This is a genomic window from Rhodobacter sp. NSM, assembly GCF_052244495.1.
Classification (GTDB): Bacteria; Pseudomonadota; Alphaproteobacteria; order Rhodobacterales; family Rhodobacteraceae; genus Cereibacter_A.
This window is the reverse complement of sequence record NZ_JBQPXH010000002.1, coordinates 403138-424549: the sequence shown is the minus strand read 5'-3', so window position 1 is coordinate 424549 and position 21412 is coordinate 403138. Positions and strand designations below refer to the sequence as shown.

Annotated in this window: 19 protein-coding genes and 1 tRNA gene; 13 read left to right on the top strand and 7 right to left on the bottom strand. The window is 67.7% G+C overall.

Translation table 11 applies throughout. From position 1 onward, the window contains the following. Nucleotides 1-82: 82 nt before the first annotated feature. The 9 genes from ACTVZP_RS06515 to purU all read left to right on the top strand — a co-directional run bounded on the left by ACTVZP_RS06515 (nucleotide 83) and on the right by purU (nucleotide 8631). Nucleotides 83-157: transfer RNA gene (locus ACTVZP_RS06515), tRNA-Lys, on the top strand. Between the two features lie 105 nt (nucleotides 158-262). Beyond that, the gene (locus ACTVZP_RS06510) at nucleotides 263-1909 is read left to right on the top strand and encodes an alpha-amylase family protein (RefSeq protein ID WP_443211309.1); all 1647 of its coding nucleotides are present in this window, start codon (nucleotides 263-265) and stop codon (nucleotides 1907-1909) included. A 90-nt stretch (nucleotides 1910-1999) separates the two neighbouring features. After that, complete coding sequence (locus ACTVZP_RS06505) at nucleotides 2000-2212, top strand: hypothetical protein (RefSeq protein ID WP_443211308.1); 213 nt, start codon at nucleotides 2000-2002, stop codon at nucleotides 2210-2212. A gap of 216 nt (nucleotides 2213-2428) precedes the next feature. Continuing rightward, nucleotides 2429-3208: a DUF72 domain-containing protein gene (locus ACTVZP_RS06500; RefSeq protein WP_443211307.1), complete on the top strand. Its 780-nt coding sequence runs from the start codon at nucleotides 2429-2431 to the stop codon at nucleotides 3206-3208. 150 nt (nucleotides 3209-3358) lie between these two features. Next, on the top strand, nucleotides 3359-4369 hold the full coding sequence (locus tag ACTVZP_RS06495) for an ABC transporter substrate-binding protein (RefSeq protein ID WP_443211306.1): 1011 nt from the start codon (nucleotides 3359-3361) through the stop codon (nucleotides 4367-4369). Between the two features lie 57 nt (nucleotides 4370-4426). After that, nucleotides 4427-5215 carry an ABC transporter ATP-binding protein gene (locus ACTVZP_RS06490; protein WP_443211305.1) on the top strand — a complete coding sequence of 263 codons (789 nt, stop codon included), beginning with the start codon at nucleotides 4427-4429 and terminating at the stop codon, nucleotides 5213-5215. Continuing rightward, nucleotides 5215-5979, top strand: a complete 765-nt coding sequence (locus ACTVZP_RS06485) for an ABC transporter permease (RefSeq protein ID WP_443211304.1) — start codon at nucleotides 5215-5217, stop codon at nucleotides 5977-5979. Before ACTVZP_RS06490 ends, ACTVZP_RS06485 begins: the two co-directional genes overlap by 1 nt. Before the next feature lie 115 nt (nucleotides 5980-6094). After that, nucleotides 6095-7474, top strand: a complete 1380-nt coding sequence (tpa, locus tag ACTVZP_RS06480) for a hypotaurine--pyruvate aminotransferase Tpa (RefSeq protein ID WP_443211303.1) — start codon at nucleotides 6095-6097, stop codon at nucleotides 7472-7474. Between the two features lie 272 nt (nucleotides 7475-7746). Beyond that, the gene (purU, locus tag ACTVZP_RS06475; RefSeq protein ID WP_443211302.1) at nucleotides 7747-8631 is read left to right on the top strand and encodes a formyltetrahydrofolate deformylase; all 885 of its coding nucleotides are present in this window, start codon (nucleotides 7747-7749) and stop codon (nucleotides 8629-8631) included. A gap of 68 nt (nucleotides 8632-8699) precedes the next feature. On the opposite strand, the gene ACTVZP_RS06470 is transcribed toward purU, so the two are convergent. Beyond that, nucleotides 8700-10325, bottom strand: a complete 1626-nt coding sequence (locus ACTVZP_RS06470) for an MFS transporter (RefSeq protein WP_443211300.1) — start codon at nucleotides 10323-10325, stop codon at nucleotides 8700-8702. A gap of 231 nt (nucleotides 10326-10556) precedes the next feature. Here ACTVZP_RS06470 and ACTVZP_RS06465 point away from each other — a divergent pair, with 231 nt between their 5' ends. Continuing rightward, entirely contained in the window at nucleotides 10557-11591 is a 1035-nt protein-coding gene (locus ACTVZP_RS06465) for a DNA topoisomerase IB (RefSeq protein WP_443211299.1), read from the top strand. Between the two features lie 206 nt (nucleotides 11592-11797). Here ACTVZP_RS06465 and ACTVZP_RS06460 read toward each other — a convergent pair whose 3' ends face one another. After that, the gene (locus ACTVZP_RS06460) at nucleotides 11798-11983 is read right to left on the bottom strand and encodes a DUF3008 family protein (protein ID WP_443211298.1); all 186 of its coding nucleotides are present in this window, start codon (nucleotides 11981-11983) and stop codon (nucleotides 11798-11800) included. A gap of 249 nt (nucleotides 11984-12232) precedes the next feature. Here ACTVZP_RS06460 and ACTVZP_RS06455 point away from each other — a divergent pair, with 249 nt between their 5' ends. Further along, the gene (locus ACTVZP_RS06455; RefSeq protein ID WP_443211297.1) at nucleotides 12233-12757 is read left to right on the top strand and encodes a DUF4142 domain-containing protein; all 525 of its coding nucleotides are present in this window, start codon (nucleotides 12233-12235) and stop codon (nucleotides 12755-12757) included. Nucleotides 12758-13104: 347 nt separating this feature from the next. Here the strand turns inward: ACTVZP_RS06455 and otsA are convergent, their stop codons facing one another. The 3 genes from otsA to ACTVZP_RS06440 all read right to left on the bottom strand — a co-directional run bounded on the left by otsA (nucleotide 13105) and on the right by ACTVZP_RS06440 (nucleotide 17181). Next, nucleotides 13105-14520 carry an alpha,alpha-trehalose-phosphate synthase (UDP-forming) gene (gene otsA / locus ACTVZP_RS06450; protein WP_443211296.1) on the bottom strand — a complete coding sequence of 472 codons (1416 nt, stop codon included), beginning with the start codon at nucleotides 14518-14520 and terminating at the stop codon, nucleotides 13105-13107. Next, nucleotides 14517-15299: a trehalose-phosphatase gene (gene otsB / locus ACTVZP_RS06445; protein ID WP_443211294.1), complete on the bottom strand. Its 783-nt coding sequence runs from the start codon at nucleotides 15297-15299 to the stop codon at nucleotides 14517-14519. Before otsB ends, otsA begins: the two co-directional genes overlap by 4 nt. 265 nt (nucleotides 15300-15564) lie before the next feature. Then, nucleotides 15565-17181, bottom strand: a complete 1617-nt coding sequence (locus ACTVZP_RS06440) for a M20/M25/M40 family metallo-hydrolase (RefSeq protein WP_443211292.1) — start codon at nucleotides 17179-17181, stop codon at nucleotides 15565-15567. Between the two features lie 356 nt (nucleotides 17182-17537). On the opposite strand from ACTVZP_RS06440, the gene ACTVZP_RS06435 reads away from it, so the two are divergent. After that, the gene (locus ACTVZP_RS06435) at nucleotides 17538-17699 is read left to right on the top strand and encodes a hypothetical protein (protein ID WP_443211291.1); all 162 of its coding nucleotides are present in this window, start codon (nucleotides 17538-17540) and stop codon (nucleotides 17697-17699) included. Nucleotides 17700-18215: 516 nt separating this feature from the next. Continuing rightward, a complete protein-coding gene (locus ACTVZP_RS06430) occupies nucleotides 18216-19223 on the top strand; it encodes a glycosyltransferase family 2 protein (RefSeq protein ID WP_443211289.1) in 1008 nt (335 codons plus the stop codon). A gap of 129 nt (nucleotides 19224-19352) precedes the next feature. On the opposite strand, the gene rfbF is transcribed toward ACTVZP_RS06430, so the two are convergent. Further along, nucleotides 19353-20126 carry a glucose-1-phosphate cytidylyltransferase gene (gene rfbF / locus ACTVZP_RS06425; RefSeq protein ID WP_443211288.1) on the bottom strand — a complete coding sequence of 258 codons (774 nt, stop codon included), beginning with the start codon at nucleotides 20124-20126 and terminating at the stop codon, nucleotides 19353-19355. Nucleotides 20127-20211: 85 nt separating this feature from the next. Next, the gene (locus ACTVZP_RS06420; RefSeq protein WP_443211287.1) at nucleotides 20212-21126 is read right to left on the bottom strand and encodes a hypothetical protein; all 915 of its coding nucleotides are present in this window, start codon (nucleotides 21124-21126) and stop codon (nucleotides 20212-20214) included. Nucleotides 21127-21412: the final 286 nt, after the last annotated feature.

Sequence of the window (21412 nt, the reverse complement as noted above, 5' to 3'; positions counted from 1 at the left end):
TTGACCCTTGACCCCCCGCAGCCGAGTGCGTAGAGAGCGGCCCTGTCGGGAAGGACGGGTCAGCCCACTTCCGACATGGTGAGGGCGGGTAGCTCAGTGGTAGAGCAGCTGACTTTTAATCAGCTGGTCGTGGGTTCGATACCCACCCCGCTCACCATTTCTCTCAAGCAGCGCCAAGGCTTGCAAGGAACCGGCCCGCGTGGTCCGCGTTCCCTCTCCGCACTTCAGGGGAGGATTCCATGCGGATCTGGACGGGCTGAGGATGGACATCAGCCGCACGAGCGACGTCTGGTGGAAGAACGCGATCTTCTACTGCCTCGATGTCGAGACCTTTCAGGACGGTAACGGCGACGGCGTGGGCGACTTCGTCGGCCTCACGCGACGGCTTGATCATCTGGACCGGCTGGGGGTGAGCTGCATCTGGCTCATGCCCTTCTATCCCAGCCCGAACCAGGACGACGGCTACGACATCACCGACTATTACGCCATCGACCCGCGTCTCGGCACGATGGGAGAATTCGTCGAATTCCTGCGCGCGGCCAATGACCGGGGCATGCGCGTGATCGCCGATCTCGTCGTCAACCACACGTCGCGCGAACATCCCTGGTTCCAGTCGTCGCGGTCGGATCCCTCGTCGCCCTACCGCGACTGGTATGTCTGGCGCGACGAGAAGCCGGAAGAGGATGCCTCTTCGCTGGTCTTCCCGGGCGAGGAGGAAAGCAGCTGGACCTGGGACGCGAAGGCCGGGAAATACTACCTGCACCGCTTCTACAGCCATCAGCCGGACCTGAACGTCGAGCATGGGGCTGTGAGGGACGAGATCCGCCGGATCGTCGGCTTCTGGCTGCAGCTCGGCCTTTCGGGTTTCCGCGTGGATGCGGTGCCATTCCTCCTCGAACAGATGTCGACCGACGACAAGGGCTTCGCGCCGCACCGCTGGCTGCGCGACCTGCGCGCCTTCATCAACCGGCGCTCGGGCGACGCGGTTCTTCTGGGAGAGGTCAATCTCGATTATCCCGACGTCCGCCGCTTCTTCGGCGACGAGGACGGCGACGAGCTGCACATGTGCCTCGACTTCAACCTGAACCAGGCCATGGCGCTGGCGATCGCGCGCGGCGACTCGGGTCCGCTGGTGCATGGCCTGCGCCACATGCCGGAGCTGGCCGAGGATGACGGCTGGGCGCATTTCCTGCGCAACCACGACGAATGGTCGCTCGACAAGCTGACCGAGGCAGAACGGCAGGAGGTCTTTGCCGTATTCGGTCCGGATCCGGAGATGCAGCTCTTCGGGCGCGGCCTGCGGCGTCGGATGCCCACGATGCTGGGCGGGGACGAGGCGCGGCTGCGGATGGCCTATGCGCTGATGGCGTCGATGCCGGGCGCGCCCGTGATCTTCTACGGCGAAGAGATCGGCATGGCCGAAAACCTCGAGATACCGGGACGCCTCGCGGTGCGCGCGCCGATGCAATGGGAGAATGCGCCGAACGGCGGGTTTTCCTCCGCCTCCGCGGATCAGCTGCACCGGCCCGTGGTTTCCGATCCGAAATACGCGCCGGCGAAGGTCAACGCGGCCGACCAGCAGGACGATGCCGGATCCTTCTTCCATTTCATGGAGCGGCTCCTGCGGCGGCGGCGCGAATGCCCGGAAATCTCGTTCGGCAGGCATTCCGTCCTGCCGATGACCGAGGCCGAGGTCTTCGCGATCCGGCACGACTGGGACGACCGGACGCTGATCGCCATCGTAAACCTGGGTGCGGAAGCGCGGACAGTTACCTGCGCGCTCCCGGACGGGGCGGCGCTGGGCAAGCCGCGTCCGATCCTCGGCGACGGCGAGGTGTCGTTGAAGAAGGGACAGCTGACGGTCGAGCTGGAAGGCTATGGCCTCCGATGGATCCGCTTCGAGGGCTGAGGCCGCGACCGGGCGCCTGACGGCCGGGAACATCGCTCCGCAGCCCCGGTTGGCCCTTACGGCGCCCGGATGCGCCGGAAGGAGGAACCAATGGCACATGCGGACAAGAAGCACTTCGGTCAGGGCGTGCAGGGCAAGGGCGACGGAAGCGGCGCGATGAGTCAGGCCGAGACGTCCGACATCCCGGCGAACAGCGTGATCTCGAACCGTGACAAGCGGGGCACCGAAAGCCGGGGCAAGGATGGCGGCCACGTCAAGACAGAGCAGTATCAGGACCATGCGGGCAACCGCCGGACCGACTGAAGGAAGCGCCCATGAGCACGCAATCCCTACCCATCCCGCCCGGGAACCGAAGCGACAGGGGATCCGGCGGCGGTGAGAAGGATCGCCCCCACACCCACGACCCGGACCGCAAGTGACCCCGGACAGATCCCTTCGCCCGCGAGAGAACCCCGTGCCCGTTGCCTTTCCGGCGGCGGCCCTGCATCCTTCCCGCTCCTGTCGGGAGGGGAGATCGGCATGATCCGCATCGGCATCGGCGGCTGGGTGTTCGAGCCATGGCGCGGCCGGTTCTACCCCGAGGGGCTGCCGCAGAAGCGCGAGCTGGAACATGCCGCCTCGCGCCTCACCACCATCGAGATCAACGGGACCTACTACGGATCGCAGAAGCCCGAGAGCTTCGCACGCTGGCACGACGAGGTGCCCGAGGATTTCGTCTTCTCGCTGAAGGCGCCGCGCTTCGCCACGAACCGCAAGCGGCTGTCCGAGGCCGGCCAGTCCGTCGCCCGCTTCCTCGACAGCGGCATCCTGCGGCTGGGCCGGAAGCTCGGGCCGATCAACTGGCAGTTCCTTCCCACGAAGGCGTTCGATCCCGAGGATTTCGCAGGTTTCCTCTCTCTCCTGCCGCCCGAGCACGGCGGCCTTCGGCTCCGCCATGCGGTCGAGGTGAGGCACGAGAGCTTCCGTGACCCTGCCTTCGTCGAGATGGCGGCCAAACGGAACGTGGCCATCGTGCTCGCCGGCGACAGCGACCATCCCCAGATTGCGGACGTCACCGCCGATTTCGCCTATCTCCGCATCATGGGCACACGCGAGGGAGAGCCCGAAGGCTATCCGGCCGGCGAGCTGGATCTCTGGGCCGGTCGTGCGGCTGCTCTGCAGGAAGACGGGAAGCCCGCCGGGCTGAAGCATGTGACGGACACGGCACGCGCCGTCGAGGACGTGTTCCTCTACGTCATCTCCGGGCACAAGGAGGCGAATCCTGCCGCAGCCGAGGCATTGATCCGCCGGATCGGCTGAAGAGAGCGCCCTGTTTCAAAGCAGAGCGTCGACTTTCGCGCATATAATGCGCACATTCGGACGTGTTCTGTTCATCCCGCAGGCATCCGCCTTGCACAAGCCTACAAGGCAGGCAGCCTCGCTTCTGACTTCCCGATCGAGGAGAGAGCCATGTTCCGCGCCTCCGCCGCCGCCCTTGCCGCGGCATTCACCTTCACCGCCGCGCCCCTTCAAGCCGAGACGGCAATGCCGTTCGCGCTCGACTGGAAGTTCGAAGGCCCGGCCGCGCCCTATTTCGTTGCGCTCGACAAGGGCCATTTCGCCGCCGAGGACCTCTCGGTCGAGATCTCCGAAGGCGCAGGGTCGCTCGACGCGATCCCGAAGGTGGCGACGGGCGCCTTCCCGGTCGGCTTCGCCGACATCAACAGCCTGATGAAGTTCCTCGACCAGAACCCCGGTGCGCCCGTAACCGCCGCAATGATGATCTACGACAAGCCGCCCTTCGCGGTCGTCGGCCGAAAGTCGCAGGGGGTCGCGGCGCCGAAGGACCTCGAGGGCCGCAGGCTTGGCGCGCCGCCCCCGGACGGTGCCTGGGCGCAGTTTCCGATCTTCGCCGCGGAGAACGGCCTCGACATGGGCCGGATCACGGTCGAGCCGGTGGGTTTTCCCACGAGAGAGCCGATGCTGGCCGAAGGGCAGGTCGATGCCGTTACGGGCTTCTCCTTCTCGTCGGTCCTGAACCTCGTGCGGCTCGGCGTGGCCGAGGACGACATCTCGACGCTGCTCATGGCCGACCACGGCGTGGCGCTCTATGGCAACGCGATCATCGTCAACACTGACTTCGCCGAGGCGAACCCCGAGGCCGTCACGGGCTTCCTGCGGGCCGTGGCGCAGGGCTGGAAGGATGCGGTGGCCGATCCCCCGGCGGCAATCGCCTCGCTGATCGAGCGCAACCCCGCCGCCGATGCGGCCCTCGAGGAGCGGCGGCTCGGCATGGCGATCCGGGACAACGTCGTCACCGACTGGGTGAAGGCCAACGGCATGGGCACCATCGACCCCGAGCGCATGGCTCGGGCGATCGAGCAGACGAAATCGGTCTACGAGTTCCAGAATGCTCCCGATGCGGCGCTCTACTTCGATCCGCAGTGGCTGCCCGCCGACGGCAGCCTGACCTTCGAATGACATCCGCATGAACCGGACGCGCCGGGCTGGCGCGTCCCCTTCGCTGCCGGGAAGACCATGGCCAACCTCATCGACATCAGGGGCGTGACGCACGCCTACAAGACGCGTCTCGGCCCGCTGCCGGTGCTGGACGACCTGAACGTCGCCGTGCCCGAAGGCGAATTCTGTGCCGTCGTCGGCCCCTCGGGCTGCGGCAAGTCCACGCTCACCCGGCTCGTGGCAGGGCTGATGAAGCCGGACCGCGGCGAGGTCTGGCTGCATGGCGAGCGCGTGACCTCGCCTCGCAAGACGGTCGGGATGGCCTTCCAGAACCCGGTTCTGCTGGAATGGCGCACGATCCTCGAGAACGTGATTCTGCCGCTCGAGATCGTGGCGCCCCGCATGCCGCGCAAAGAACGGATCGAGCGGGCGATGACGCTGCTCGAGATGGTAGGCCTGAAAGGCTTCGAGACGAAGCGGCCGAGCCAGCTGTCGGGCGGCATGCGCCAGCGCGCCTCGCTCTGCCGGGCCATCGTGCACAAGCCCGACGTGCTGATCATGGACGAGCCCTTCGGCGCGCTCGACAACTTCACCCGCGAGGACCTGTGGCAGACCATGCGCGACCTGCGCGCGGCCGAGCCCTTCACCTGCGTGCTCATCACCCACGACCTGCGCGAGAGCGTGTTCCTCGGCGATCAGGTCATCGTTCTCTCGGGTCGTCCGGCCAGCACCCAGTTCATCCTGAACGTGGGCCTGCCCGCCGATCGCCGCATCGACGTGCTCTACACGCCCGAGGCGACCGACATGCTGCATATCCTCCGCGACCAGATCCGCATCGCGCAGGGCCGCGACGGAGAGGTCCACTGATGGATCTCCTGCGCAAGATCGGCGTGCCGCTCGCCGCCATCGCGATCTTCCTCGGCCTCTGGGAGGCGCTCGTGTGGTGGAACGGCTGGCCCAACTACAAGATGGCCTCGCCCTCGGACCTGCCGCCCGCCTACGAGCGCTACTGGGAACTGTTCCTGACGATGGGCTGGCAGACGCTCTGGCGGACCGTGGCGGGCCTCGCCCTGGCGGTCGTGTTCGGCACGCTGCTGGGCATGATCATGGGCTTCTCGCGCATCGCGCGCGACGGGCTCTATCCGCTGCTCGTGGGCTTCAACGCCATCCCCAAGGCCACGCTGGTGCCGGTGCTCGCGCTCATCTTCATCGGCCAGCACGATTTCAACACCGTGCTGATGGCCTTCCTGATCTCGTTCTTTCCCATCGCGGTCTCGGTCGGCATCGGCCTTTCGACGCTCGAGCCGGAATACCGCGACATCCTGCGCTCGCTCGGGGCGTCAAAGCTCACGATCTTCTGGAAGATCGCGCTGCCGAAGACCCTGCCCGAGTTCTTCGGCGCGCTGAAGGTCTCGGTGACGCTCGCCTTCATCGGCACCAACCTTGTCGAGATCGTGAGCCCGCACGGCCGCGGCCTCGGCGCGCTCTTCAAGTCGGGCGAGACGAACGGCGACTACCCCCTGATGTTCGCCGTCCTCATCGCGCTCGCCTTCCTCGGCATCCTGCTCTACTATGCCGTGGTCGCGCTCGAGCGGATCTTCGCCGGCTGGGCCGAGCGACCGCAGCACTGACTTCACGAAGCGCGGAATGCACGGGCCGGTCCGATCCGGCCTGTTGCCTTTTTCCCGGATCGCGCAGCAAACTCGACCGAACGGTCAGGAATCACACCGACAGGGAGCACGGATCATGCAAGGCTTGGCGCAGGCGAACGACCTCAGCGAGGTGATCGAGGCCGATCGCGCGCACATGTGGCACCACCTGAGCCAGCACAAGCAGTACGAGACGGTCGATCCGCGGATCATCGTCGAGGGCAAGGGCATGCGGGTGTGGGATGCGGCCGGCAAGGAGCATCTCGACGCGGTCTCGGGCGGCGTCTGGACGGTGAACGTGGGCTACGGCCGCGAGAGCATCGCCAACGCCGTGCGCGACCAGCTGATCAAGATGAACTACTTCGCTCATTCGGCCGGGTCCATCCCGGCTTCGATGTTCTCGAAGCGCCTGATCTCGAAGATGCCGGGAATGAGCCGCGTCTACTACTCGAACTCGGGCTCCGAGGCGAACGAGAAGGTCTACAAGATGGTGCGGCAGATCTCGCACCGGCACCACGGCGGAAAGAAGGGCAAGATCCTCTTCCGCGAGCGCGACTACCATGGCACGACCATCACCGCACTCGCCACCTCGGGCCAACCGCAGCGCGCCGAGCAATACGGGCCGCTGACGCCGGGCTTCGTCATGGTCCCGCACTGCCTCGAATACCGCAAGCAGTGGGACGTCGAGAACTATGGCGAGCGCGCCGCCGACGCGATCGAGGAAGTGATCCTGCGCGAGGGGCCGGACACCATCGGCGCGCTCTGCCTCGAGCCGGTGACGGCGGGTGGCGGCGTGATCGTGCCGCCTGCCGGCTACTGGGAGCGCGTGCAGGAGATCTGCCGGAAATACGAGATCCTGCTCCACATCGACGAGGTTGTCTGCGGGCTCGGCCGCACCGGCACCTGGTTCGGCTACCAGAACTTCGGCGTGCAGCCCGATTTCGTGACGATGGCCAAGGGCGTGGCCTCGGGCTACGCCGCCATCTCCTGCACGGTCACGACCGAGGCCGTCTTCGAGATGTTCAAGGACAACCCCGACGACCCCCTGAGCTACTTCCGCGACATCTCGACCTTCGGCGGCTGCACGGCCGGGCCGGTCGCCGCGCTCGAGAACATGCGGATCATCGAGGACGAGGGGCTGCTGGACAACACCCTGAAGATGGGTGCGCGGGTGATCGAGAACCTCTCGGCGCTGCAGGAGAAGCACGCGGTCATCGGCGACGTGCGCGGCAAGGGCCTGTTCTGCGGCGCGGAACTCGTGTCCGACCGCGCGACGAAGGAGCCCATGGACGAAAAGCGCGTGGCGGCCGTGGTGGCCGACGTGATGGCGCAGGGCGTCATCATCGGCATGACGAACCGCAGCCTGCCGGGCTTCAACAACACGCTCTGCCTCTCGCCGGCGCTGATCGCCACGGCCGATGACATCGACGAGATCACAGACGCCATCGACCGGGCGCTGACCCGCGTCTTCGGCTGACGCTTCCGGCGCCCGCCGCCAGGCGGGCGCCTCCACCTTCCTGCCCCGATCCTTTCTGGTCCTTGATCCTTTGGGCGCTGACGCCGAGGGTCAGCTCCGTTTTCCGCCCCCCCACGCCCGCAGGCCGTCGGCTCGGACTCTCCCCCGTGGCGGACGACCCTGCCCAGCCTGCGACCCGATGTCAGATTTCGCGCGCCCTAGGTCGCTTTGTGATGTGCCGCGCAGGCCCCGGCGCTATAGCCCCTTCGGAAAGACCAATGCGAGGGAGCCCCATGCCGAAGTTCGTCCTCACCGTCACCTGCCCGACCCGCCGGGGCATCGTCGCCGCCATCTCGAATTTCCTCGCCGACCACGGCTGCAACATCACCGACTCGGCGCAGTTCGACGATCAGGAGACCGGGCGCTTCTTCATGCGCGTGGGCTTCCAGTCCGAGACCGGCGCCACGCTTGACGGGCTCACCGCGGACTTCGCCGCCGTGGGCGAGACCCTCGAGGCGGACTGGCAGATCTTCGACAGCGCGCAGAAGATCAAGGTCCTGCTGATGGTGTCGAACTTCGGCCACTGCCTGAACGACCTGCTCTACCGCTGGCGCATCGGCGCGCTGCCCATCGACATCGTCGGCGTCGCCTCGAACCACCTCACCTACCAGAAGCTGGTCGTGAACCACGACATTCCCTTCCACCTCATCAAGGTCACGAAGGACAACAAGCCCGAGGCCGAGGCGCGCCTCTTGGCGCTGGTCGAAGAGACCGGGACAGAGCTTGTGGTGCTTGCCCGCTACATGCAGGTGCTGTCGGATGCCTTCTGCGCGAAGATGTCCGGCCGGATCATCAACATCCACCACTCGTTCCTGCCCTCGTTCAAGGGCGCCAACCCCTACAAGCAGGCCTACCAGCGCGGCGTGAAACTGATCGGCGCCACGGCGCACTACGTCACGGCCGATCTCGACGAGGGCCCGATCATCGAACAGGACACGGTCCGCATCACCCACGCCCAGAGCCCGGACGACTACGTGAGCCTCGGCCGCGACGTCGAGGCATCGGTGCTCTCGCGCGCCATCCACGCCCATATCCATCACCGGGTCTTCCTGAACGGCAACAAGACGGTTGTCTTCCCCGCATCCCCCGGCGCCCACGCCTCGGAACGGATGGGCTGAGCCCGGGCCCGCCGGCCCCTTCATTCTCGTCCAAATATCCCGGGGGTGCGGGGGCAGCGCCCCCGCTCTCAGGACAGATCCTCGGGCTTGAGCGGCAGGTCGTCGTGCAGCGGCACCGTCTGGCGCTCGATCATGCGGCGCACCCTTGGCTTCTCGGGGCCCCGGTGCAGCGCGAGCAGGCGGTCGGTCACCTCGGCATCCGCCTTCGTCCGCCGTTCGTGGTGGCGCAGGTATTCCGCCCAGGTCGCGACGTGATAGCTCTCGGCCCAGATCCCGGGCCGCTCCAGATCGCGCAGCAGAACCCACTGCCGCGCGCCGTCGCGGATCCGGATGCGCCGCCGATCCGCCATGGCGGCGAGGAAAGGGTCCACATTCGCGGGCTCGATCTCGTATTCGACCGTCACCATGATCGGACCCGACCGCATCCGCAGGTCGACGGGCAAACGCGGTTCCACGAAGCGGCCCAGCGGATCGAGGTCCTGCATGCCGAAGGCCGGTAGCGGCATCCTGAGGCCGGCGAGCGCCCCGATCACCAGCACGCCCGCCGCGCCGAAGAGGGCTTGCGCCACGCCGCCCACCTCGGCCGCCTGTCCCCAGAGGAAGCTGCCCGCCGCCATGCCCCCGAAGGTCGCGGTCTGGTAGAGGGCCAGCGCGCGGCCGACGACCCAGCGGGGCGTGGCGAGCTGCACGCTCACGTTGAAGAGCGACAGCGCCAGCACCCAGGCCGCGCCGGCGGGCAGCAGCACGAGGCCCGACAGCCAGAGGTCGCGCGAGAGGCCGATGCCGGTCAGCGCCAGCGCGAAGGTCACGAAGCCCGCGCGCACGATGGTCTCGTTCTGGAAGCGCTCGCGCAGGCGCGCACCCGAGAGCGCGCCTCCGATCGCGCCCACGCCGAAGCAGCCGAGGAGGATCCCGTAGGTGAAGGCTCCGCCTCCGACGAGGTCGCGCGCCACGATGGGCAGGAGCGCGAGGAGGCTCACCGCGGCCAGGCCGAAGAGGAAGCCGCGGAACAGCACCTTCAGCAGCACGGGCGACATCGAGACGTAGCGGAGCCCCGCCGCCACGGCCGAGCCGAGCGCCTCGCGCGGCAGGCGGCGGGGTGCGTAGTCCGGCCGCCAGAGGAAGAGCGCAAGGACGAGCGGCAGGTAGCTCGCCGCGTTGATGGCAAAGGCGGCCGCCGCGCCTCCGGCAGCGACGATGAGGCCGCCGAGGGCCGGGCCCACGCTGCGCATCAGGTTGAAGCCCATGCTGTTCAGCGCCACCGCCGAGGGCAGGTCGCTGCGCGGCACGATGTCGCCGACCGAGGCCTGCCACGACGGATTGTGCAGCGCCACGCCCGCCCCGATCAGGAAGGTGAAGGTCAGGAGCAGCCAGGGCGTCAGCAGCCCCGCGAGCGCCGCAAGCGCCAGCCCCGCGGAGGCGGTCAGCATGAACACCTGCGCCGTGAGCATGAGGCGCCGCCGGTTCAGGCTGTCGGCCAGCGCGCCCGAAGGCAGCGAGAAGAGCATGATGGGCAGCGTGGTCGAGGCCTGCACCAGCGCCACCATCGCCGCCGAATGGGTGAGTTCCGTCATCATCCATCCCGCACCGACGGCCTGCACCAGCCCGCCGAAGTTCGAGACGATGCTCGCCATCCAGAGGTTGCGGTAGGTGGGCAGGCGGAAGGGCGCGAGAGGAGAGACGCGGTCTGGCAAGGGAGAACCTTCTGTCGAGCCGGCTGCCTGCCGGAATAGGTCGCGCTGCGGCGGCTGGCAAGCCGGGCAGGGCCCACCGGGCCCGGATGCCGGACTGGAGCTTCAACGCCGGGAACCCGCACCCGTTCCGCCGGTTGAGGGCGACGCCAAACGGCCGGGCCCGCAACGGCGCGGCGCGGGCGGGAAAGTCGGTGGCATTCTTCGCAGATGCGGCAGCAGGAGGGGCGGAAGGTGAAGGACGGCTGCGTTCTTGTCCGGATGGCGGACGGAAGCGAGGCGCTCGTGCCCCGAGGTCTGGTCTATGTCACTGATGCCAATCCCGGCATCAGCCGGCGTCGCTGTGGCCGCGGCTTCGTCTATCGCGGTCCGGACGGACGGCTGCTCGACGCCGAGGAAAAGGCCAGGGTCGCGAAGCTGGGCGTGCCGCCGGCCTACGAGCGCGTCTGGATCTGCCCGGTCGAGAACGGGCACCTGCAGGCGACGGGCTTCGACGCGCGGGGGCGCAAGCAGTATCGCTATCATCCCGACTGGGGCGCATGGCGGTCGCAGGCGAAATACGCCCTGCTGCCGGCGTTCGGCGAGGCGCTGCCGCAGCTCCGCCGCCGCGTGACCCGAGACCTGCGGGCGGAGGCGGGCGAACTCGCCTTCTCGCTCGCCGCCCTCACCATGCTGATCGACCGGACCTGGCTGCGTGTCGGCAGTTCCGCCTACGCCGAGGAGAACCGCACCTTCGGCGCCACCACCCTGCTCTCGCGCCATGTGAAGCTGCGCGAGGGCGAGGTGCGGCTGGACTTCCGCGCCAAGGGCGGCAAGCGGGTGCGGCAGGTGCTGAAGGACCGCCGACTCCACCGGATCCTTCAGGAGATCGAGGACCTGCCAGGGCGCAACCTCTTCACCTGGATCGACGAGGAGGGGCACGTGCGCCGCGTGGCCTCGCATCATGTGAACGAGTACCTCGCCGAGGCGACGGGCCTCGCCGGGGCGAGCGCGAAGACCTTCCGGACCTGGGGCGGATCGCTCGCCGCCTTCGCCGCCGCACGCGAAGCCGAAGGGAAGCTTACGGTCAAGATGATGGCGGAAGCAGCGGCCGACAGGCTCCACAACACGCCCACGATCAGCCGCACCTCCTACATCCATCCCCGCATCCTCGGCCTTGCCGACCTGAAGCCGGACCAGCGCGTTCAGGAGCTGGCGGTGGTGACACCCGCGGACCTGCCCGACCTGCGCAGCGACGAGCGACGGATGCTGGGTTTCCTTCGGTCCTGACCCGGCAGGCGCCTCGGCCACGCCACGCCCTGTTGCTCCACGCAGCGTTTCCCGAAGCGGGAAACCGCGGCTTGCCGTGCAGACAACTCGTTTTTCGGTGCGCATGGCTCCGGGGACGCAAGGACTTCGGTGACGGGATACGGCCTGCATACGCAAGAACGCCGCGCCGGGGAGCGACGGCGCGGCGTGGGCCTCTGTCGCGCGTGTCAGCCGGACTTGTGTTCCGGCTTGCCCTTCCGCGGGGTCGAGGCCAATTCGTCGAGTTGCTTCTCGGTCATGGATTTCTCCATGCTCCTGGAGGCTCCCTTGAGGTCGCTCTTCTTCGTGTCGCCGCGCTTCGCCGAGAGGGCGGCTCCGGCAGCCTTCTGCTGGGCCTTGGACTTCGCGGGCACGCTTGCCTCCTGGCGAGTAGGTGATCCTGACGAGTGGCGGGGCGGCTGCGGTTCGTGCCGACGCCGCGCCTGTCGAGGTGGCAACGGCGGACAGGACGTGCTGTTCCCGTCGCCCTGCATCCTGCTGCAGGGTGGCGACCATATCGGCGGCGGTTTGCCGATCCTCCGACTGCCGGAACTCGTGTGCGGCCATGACTGTTGACGTCTCGCCGCGTGCGAAAGTCAATGAAGAGACTCCGGAGCCGAACGATGAGACTTGTGCCGCTTGCCCTAGGGGCGCTGCTTCTTGCCACGCCAGTGGCCTTCTCGCAGTCCGATGCGGTCGGGCCGCCGCTCGTCGTGATCGACGACGCCCAGGTGTTCGCCGGCATGGCTGTGTCCTCGGCCCTGTTTGGCGTGGAGGCCAGCGAGACCGCGCTGGAGCGCACCCGGAACGAGGAGGTGCGTGCTTTCGCGCAGGCCGTGCTGAACGAGCGGAAACAGACGACCGAGCGGCTCATGAAGGCCGCGGAGCAGGATTCCCTGCCCATTACGCCCCGCATGTCGCCGCGCCATGAGGCAGAGGCGCAGACGTTGCGCGGTGCGGATGGGGACCTGTTCGACGATCTCTATCTCGCAGGCCAGAGGCGCGTGATCGACGAAGAGGTGACGCTCTATCAGGGCTTCGCCACCGCCGGTCAGGAAGGCGCGCTTCGGGACACCGCTGGCGAGTTGCTGCCGGGGATGGTCGCAGGGCAGGAGAAAGTGCGCGCCCTGGCTGCCCCGCGCGGCTGAGGGCGGTTCAGAGATCGTGCAGCGGCGCGGCCCAGTCGCTGCGGGGGCTCGGGTCTATGCAGAAGATGGGCTCCGAAGCTCAAGAAGGTATTCCCCGCCGCAGGCCGCGCCCCGGATGTCCGCAAGGTCAGCCAAGGCAGGACGTCTTCTGCGTCGCACAGAGGGCGAGGGCGGAGGCAACTCCAGCAGTCATCGGGCGCGCTCGGCCCCTCATCATCTGAAGCCCTTACCCGTGAATCCCCCTCATGCGCGGCGGCGCGTGGACTGGATCACGCGGGCAGGTCCGCCTCGGGGCGGACGCTGCTTCATGTCACGCGCAATTCTTGTCCGGGGACACGACGTAAATCTCAGGCCGTGTCGTCCACGGTGAGGGCACCATTGTCTACGGGGGCGTGCCGGAGTGCGTCGAGGAAGGTCCGGCACCACCAGATCACGTCGTGGCTTTCCAGATGGTCCATCATCTTCCTCCAGCGCATCATCCGCTCGTCCAGCGGCATCGAAAGGGCGCGGCCGATAGCGCTGGCGGTCTGCTCGGTGTCGTAGGGGTTGATCAGGATCGCGCCGTCCAGCTCGCGCGCCGCGCCCGCAAAGCGCGACAGGACCAACACCCCGGGGTCCGAAGGATCCTGAGAGGCGACGTATTCCTTGGCAACGAGGTTCATCCCGTCGCGCAGGGGCGTCACCAGACCCACCTTCGCAAGCCGGTAGAGACCTGCCAGAGTGGGACGGGTCAGCGACTGGTTGACGTAGCGGATCGGCACCCAGTCGATCGTGCCATGCGCGCCGTTGACCCGTCCGCAATGCGACTCGACCTGCCCCTGCATCTCCAGGTATTCGGGCACGTCCGACCGGGAATGCGGCGCCACCTGAAGCAGCGTCACCTTGCCAGCCTGATCGGGATTGCGCGTCAGATATCGCTCGAAGGCATCGATCCGGGCCTCGATCCCCTTCGAGTAGTCCAGCCTGTCCACGCCGATCATGAGGGCGCTGCCGTTCAGGCTCTGCTGCATGTCCGTGACGAGCTCGAGCCCGTCGGTCTTCGCCGCCAGCCGGGCAAAGTCGTCGGTCTCGATGCCGATGGGAAAGGCCGCCGCCGCCACCTCCTTGTCGAAGGCCGTCAGCCAGCCCGGCGCCGACCAGTCGCCCCACCCCTCGCGGCGCAGGCATCCGACGAAATTGTCGAGATCGTAGTCGGTCTGGAAGCCCACGAGATCATGGGCCGCAAGGCCACGCATGATGATCTCGTAGACGGGCAGCGCGGTCAGGATGTCGGCAGGGGGCCAGGGAATGTGCAGGAAGAAGCCGATCCGGTTGCGCACACCGCGCTTGCGGAGTTCCTGCGCGAGCGGGATCAGGTGGTAGTCGTGCACCCAGATCACGTCGTCAGGCTCAAGCAGAGGAACCAGCCGGTCCGCGAAGAGACGATTGACGCGGAAGTAGCCGGCCATCTCCTGCCGGGCATATTCGGCAAGGTCGAGCCGGCAGTGGAAGATCGGCCAGAGCACCCTGTTGGCGAAACCGTTGTAGTATTCATCGAGGTCGGCCTGCGACAGGTCGGTCAGCACGTAGCTGATGCTGTCCTGCTCGAGCGTGGTCAGGCCCTGCGGCTCTTCCTCGCCGGTCGAGCGGCCCGACCATCCCATCCAGATGCCGCCGTTCTTGCGCAGCGCCGCATGCACGGCCACGGCCAGCCCGCCCGGCGGCGGTGTGCCGCGTTCGTCCGGCAGGGGCACGCGGTTGGAGACGACGACGAGCCGGCTCATGCCGCCAACTCCGCCAGCAGGTCGCGAAGCGCTTGCGGAGATGCAAGTCGTCCGCCGGCCAGTGTCGGCGCCTCCGTTTCGCAGATGCGGACCGAAATTCCGTTGCGGGCATTCGCCACCCGGAACATCTCCTCGTCGGTGACGTCATCCCCGACTGCGACCGGCCGACGGCCCACGAAGGGCGGCTCGGACAGGAAGGCCTCGATCGCCGTCCCCTTGTTGGCGGAGGCGGGACGAAGTTCCACCACCATCTTGCCGTGCTGGAGCACCCAGCCGTCGCCCATCACCTTCAGCGCCATCTCCATCATGGCGCGAACATCGGGCTCGCGCTCCGGAGCCTGCCGATAGTGCAGGGCCACGGCCGCCACCTTATCCTCGAGCAGCACGCCCGGCATCCGCGCCGTCCGCCGCCCGAGATCCTTGCGCAGCGCGTTCAGAGAGGGGGTCAGCGCGGCGCGGTCCAGCTCTCCCGAGGCGCGGCGGCGCTCGACACCATGAAGGCCGGCGGCAGGAAAGAGGTGCGGGCTGAAACTGGCGTCGATCCAGTCGACGCGGCGCCCCGTGACGAGAGCGAGCGCCCCGCCCATCCGGTCCGAGAGGCTTGCCAGATGCCGGGGCAGGTCGGGCGCAACCCGCACGTCGTGCGGCTGCTCTGCGATGTCCACGAGGGTCCCGTCGATGTCGAGGAAGAGCGCCCACTCCTCGGGCGTGTCGCGCAATGCCGTCCGGAGGAAGGCTGCGCCATCATCATGCTCGGGGTGCAGGGCAGGTTGATGCATGGGGCCTCCGGCGAAGTTGCGAACATGGGGCAACGCGCAAGGGCGGGTTCCGGTTCACCGAAAATCGCGAGACCGCGGCCGAATTCCGGTGGCGACGGGCGCTTCGGCGCGTGATCGCGCCTTTCCTGACAGGCAGTTCCGCGCCTTTCTGCGACCCACGGCCGCAGGCGGCCGGCCGCTTCAGGCGCCAACCGGATCCCTGCCGGGCGCGGCCATGATCGACGGCCGGCCCGAAGACGCGCGGCGGAGAACGGACCCTCCGCCTTCACGCACCATCGGCCGGTTCCAGCAGCTCGGCAGCGATCCCGTGGAGGAAGTCCGGCAGGACGCCGAAGGCATAGGGCGCATGAACCCGTTCGAGCGGTGTGTGATAGGCACGGCCCCACGGACCGATGTTCACGGCCGGCAGGTTCGCGATGCGCCCGTCCCAGCCCGTGGCGTTCCAGGCCGGCGTGTTGGCGCCGATGACCGGCAGGTCGGATGCATCACCCTCCCCGAGGAAGGACAGGTCCGAGATGCCGGGAAAGAAGCGCATCGTCCCGATGCGGCAGCCATGGGCTGCCTCGGTCGCCGCCCGGGCGCGGTCGATTGCGGACCGGAACTGCATCGCGCCTTCGCCGGTGCCGAGTTGCACGGCCACATAGGGCAGCGCGCCGAAGCCCAGCAGGATGGCGGGGCCTGCCCGGCCCGAGAGCCGCCAGGCCTCTTCGGCAAGGCGGCGGTTCTGGTCAGGCAGGGAATGACCCTCTGCCGCAAGACCACGCCCGAGGTCGGCCAGCCGCGCCGCCGCCTCGGACGGCAGGCTCTGCACGAGGTCGGAGAGAGTGGATACGGATATGGCCGGCAGGGCCGCGGGGCGATGCGTGATGGCCTCCTGTCGCGACGCGAGCGCGGCCACCAACCCGGCCGAGGCCTCAAGCGCGATCGCGCGGAAAGCGGCGAGCGTTTCAACGGCGGCCCGCCCCTGCGAAAGGACGTTCCAGGTCGCGAACACGGTGCCCGGCGTGGTCACGTCATAGCGCTCGCGCCCGTCGCGCAGGCTGAGCAGCACGGGCGGGATGCCGGCCGCCCCGTTCGTCCCGTCAGCGAGTTCCGGCGCCCATTCCGCCCGAGCCACGAGCGCCGCGGCAATGGCGCCCGCGTTCAGGCCCTCGTAGGGCTGGCTTGCGTGCGCGGGCACGCCGGCCACGAGCGCGGTAACCAGCAGCTTGCCGACGCTGCCCGTTGCGACGCATTGCCCGAGGCTCCCGTCGCCCTCGTCCGTCACGCAGTCGCAATTGACCGCGGCAAGCAGTCTCAGTCCCTTGTCGGCCTCGATCTGCGGCAGGGCCGAAGCCAGCGCGCGCGCCCCGACCGAGGTCACCTCCTCATCCGGCACGGCAACGAAAAGCAGGTTGCCGCGCCGGTCCGGCCGGATGGCCCAGGCTTCGAGTGCCGCCAGCGCCGCCCCCAACCCGGCCTTCATGTCGAGAAGCCCGCGACCCGGCACGAAGTCGCCGGATTCGAGATCCGCCTTCGCCAGCGCCTCGGCACGCGTCCGGGGCGAGGCGAGGCGCCGGAGCAGCGCGCCCTGCAGGGCCTCGGGCTCGCAGGCGACGGGCTGGAGGTCGCCGTAATCATCATCGGCCACGGTGTCGTAATGGCCGGTCAGAAGCAGCGTGTCCTTTCCGCTCCCGCGAACGAGGGCGGCGCAGCAGCTCCGGCCGAGCAGGTCGTCGCAAGGGAAGGTCCAGACCTCGGCACCGGCCACCGCCGGCGTGGCGGCGATGCGGTCCGCCAGCTTCCGGGCCAGCGCCACCTCGCCCGGCGTGCCCGTGGCGGACCGCTGCCGCGTGAGCCAGAGCGCCCAGTCCTCTGCACGGTCCCGGAATGGATAAGTCATTGCTCTCTCCTGCTCGTCATCCGGGGCATTCCGCCCCGTCGCTCTTCGTTAATGCCGCGTGTCCCCGCGGCTCCCCCCTGACCGGGGGCGATCCGGCCCTGCTGGCGCTGCGCGCCTTCCGCCTCGCAAGCGGTTCGGGCGCTGCGGCCGGCGTCGACCATGTCCCGGACGCAGCGCAAGGCCACCGTCCCGGAGCTAGGCAGGCCGCCTCCGGCAGGGAAGCTCGACCCACGAAGGCGTGACGGGTCGCGGCGTGATGTCGCCCATGGCCGGATGCGTCGCCCTGCGGCTTGACGCAAGCCCGCGCTGGCGGCAACGGTGAGGTCTGGCCCAGCTTGCATTGTAAGGAGGCAAACATGCCCGAAGTCTCTGAATTCGCCTTTCGCCTGATCATGGCCGCCGTCATCTTCGTCGGCGTGGGCATCATGTTCGCCTTCGCCGGCGGTCACTGGTTCGTCGGCCTCGTCGTGGGCGGCCTCGTCGCCGCCGTCTTCGCCGCCACGCCCAACAACAGCTGACGCGGATCCCGCCGCTCCGGGCTTTACGACATGCGCTGCGAGACCGGCCGGCGGCGGCGGGTCAGGCGCCTCGGCGACCGCAATCTGAGGTGGGGCCTTGAAGCGGCTCCGCCTCGGTCGTCGGCAGGGCGGCACCCGGACACGGCTGCTCCCGCCGTCCGCATCACCTGCGAGGCGCCGGCGCGACGAGGCGGTTCCCACCTACGAAGCGCAAGCCGAGAGCGGATGGGATCGCGGCGTGGAACGTCGCGGCAGGCGGACACGATCGGCACCAGCCGGCCACGCGACGGGCGCAGCACGCCCTGCCCGCGCGGCACCTTCCGTGGAATGCGGCGCTTCCACGCCGGCGCCGGGGTCATGCCTGACCCTTCTCTGAAAAGCGTTTGTCTCGGACAAGCCTCTTTGTCTAAAATCGACACTGCAGCGGTTCAGCTGCCGGGCAACGGCCCATGACCCGCCCCGGCGGCGGGCCACCCCGAACCGATTGAGATCCGATACTTTTCAAGGCTTTTCAGCATGAACATTGCGGTCATCATCCCCTTCTTCCAGCGGGAAGGCGGGATACTCTCACGGGCGCTCGACTCGGTCGACGCCCAGATCCTTCCGGATGGGTGCAGCCTCACCGTGCTCGTGATCGACGACGAATCGCCCGTTCCGGCGCGATCCGAGATCGAGTCGCGGCAGGGCCGCGTTCCGGTCAGGCTGATCGAGCAGAAGAACGGCGGCCCGGGCGCCGCGCGCAACACGGGCCTCGACGCCGTAGCGGCGGACCGGTTCGACTATGTCGCCTTCCTCGATTCGGACGACATCTGGCAGCCCACGCATCTGCAGGACGCGGTGGCGCTGCTCGAGCGCGGCCATGACTTCCACTTCTGCGATCATCAGCGCACCGAAGACGACATCACCTATTTCGAGCGCACGCCCGCGCTGCGCCGGATGCGGGGCGAGCGGCACGGGGGCGTGACGGTGCTCGACCCGGAGATCCCGATCCTGGCCTTCGACCAGCCGTCGATCATGGCGGCGTCCGTGGACACCTACCTCAGCCAGACCTCGACCGTGGTGGTGCGGCAGAGCTTCGTGCAGTCCCTTCGCTTCGAGCCGCTGCTGCGCAATGCGGGCGAGGACCAGCTGTTCTGGCTCTCGCTCATCGAGGCGGGCGCGCGTGCGGTGGTGTCCTGGAAGATGAACGTTCTCTGCGGTCGCGGCGTGAACGTCTATTTCGACGCGTTCGACTGGAAGTCGACGAAGGTGGTCGATCGCACCGGCTACATGCTGATGTTCTTCCACACGGTGGAGCGCAGGCTTTCGCTTTCGGCCTCGGACCGCAAGACGGTGGCGGATCGCGTGCGGCGCTACCGGCGCGCCTACAGCTACCTGTTCCTCCGGTCGCTGATGCAGGGGCGGGTGCCGAGCCTGTCCCTCACCTGGAAGCTTGCGACGCTGGATCCGGGACTGGTGCCGGCCATGCCGTTGCGGTTCCTCGCTGTCCTGCCGAAGCGGCAGGCCGAAAGCCTGCAGTGGTGAGGGTCCTCCCCTCCGCCGATCCGGCGGAGGGGATCATCGCACGCGAACGGCACATCCGGGTCAGGACCGCGCTCGCGGCTTAAGGTGCGACGGCTCTCCGCCAGCCCTGGCCGGCGGAGAGCGGGAAGCTCACTCCCAGATCTTCCAGGGCGCCTTGCCCTTGTCCCACATGCCCTGCAGCAGCGTCTTGTCGCGGAGCGTGTCCATGTTCTGCCAGAACCCGTCGTGACGATAGACGGCAAGCTGGCCGTCGTTGACCAGACCCTGAAGGGGCTCTTCCTCCCAGACGGTGCTGTCGCCCTCAATGTAGTCGAAGACCGTGGGCTCGAGTACGAAGAAGCCGCCGTTGATCGTCTGGCCATCCGCCATGCTCTTCTCGCGCAGGCGGTTGACGCGGGTTCCTTCCGAGAGGTCCAGCGCGCCAAAGCGGCCCGGCAGGCGGACGGCGGTGACGGTGCCGATCACGCCCTGCTCCTTGTGGAAGGCCAGCAGTTTGCCGATGTCGATGTCGGACACGCCGTCGCCATAGGTCAGGCAGAAGGCCTCGTCGCCGATATGCTCGCGGATGCGCTTGATCCGGCCGCCGGTCATCGTCTCGAGCCCGGTATCGACCATCGTCACGCGCCAGGGCTCGGACACCGGACGGTGCAGCTCGATCTGGTTGCTGCGCACGTCGATGGTGATGTCGCTGTTCCGGTGGAAGTAGCTGAGGAAATAATCCTTGATCATCTGCCCCTTGTAGCCACAGCAGATCACGAAATCGGTGATGCCGTGGGCGGCATAGATCTTCATGATGTGCCAGAGGATGGGCCGGCCACCGATCTCGACGAGAGGCTTGGGCACGATGCCCGTCTCTTCGCTCAACCGCGTTCCATAGCCACCCGCAAGCAATACGGCCTTCATGCAAATGCTCCTGTCAAAGCGTCTTCGATGTCAATGAAGCCCGGAAAATGTGGCGCGGTCCGGGCGGCCGGCTCGGAAAGGAATGTCAGAGCAACGTGTCTGCCACCTCGCGCGAGAGTCTCCGTGCGGCGGGCCACTGCATGTGGAACGCGTCCCAGAAATCCACATCCTGATAGGACGGATCGCCGAAGTAGTCGAGCACCCGGATGCCCCGGCTGCGCGCGAAGGCCTCGATGCGTCTGGTCGCAAGGGTGGTGGCCGGGTGCAGGTCCGAATAGCGCGGCGCTACCGGCGTCATGACCATCGTGAACTCCACGCCGCGGGCTGCGAGGTCCTGCTTCAACCCCTCGAGGGCCTCGAGGCAGGCCGGATCCAGCGCGATCGCGTCGTAGCGCAGGTCGTAACCGACTTCCGTCGGCAGCATGGACGGCGTCGTCCCGTGCCGGTCCAGCCAGTAACCGAAGGCGTCATAGGGCTTCAGCCGGTCCGCGCGGCGGCGCGCCTGCAGGGCGTAGCGGAGCGGCGCGAAGTAGCGCATGTAGAACCAGGCCTCCGGCACCCGGCCGCGCACATATGCGGCGGCATTGTCCAGATCCATGATCTCGCCGTCGCCAGTGCATGTGCCGTAGTCGGGCAGCGCGCTCAGCATCACGACCTGCGATATCTCGGGATAGAGGTCGAGGTAGAAGCCGGTGAAGGTGCGGATCTCGTTCACCTGCAGGTAGGCCGTGCCCCCGTTGACGAAGCGTCCTGCGGGCCTGTCAAAGGGCGCGCCGTCCAGATGCTTCCAGGTGATCGAGGAACCGATAGCCAGTATATCCACTGGCTCGGGCCCACGTTCCCGCAGATATTTGAGCTTCTCGTCGGTAGCGACGCTGCCGGAGATCGAGGGGGGTGGCATCTGGTCGGGCCAGAGAGTGGAAGCCGCCGTAAACATCGCAGCGATGGACCCTGCCATCAGGACCATGCCGCCGATCACGGACAGGATATAACCTCTCATCCCGGTAACCTTTGCTTTCAAGATCCGCGCCCGGCCGAGGGAAAAGCCCACCGGCAGATGCCGGCACCGGGTCACTTCGAAAGGATACGCCGCGCTGCCGTCATGGCGAGTGCTTTTTGCTGCGGTCACAAAAAAATTCGGGGCGGGGAACAATCACCGTGCTATCGTGCTTTCCATAGACACGACCATGCGGCTGCGCAGGCATTTGCAGCTCGTCCTTTTCGATCAACGACTTGCGGCGGTCACGCCGCGTATGAATTCGATTCGAGGCGCAATTTGGCGATAG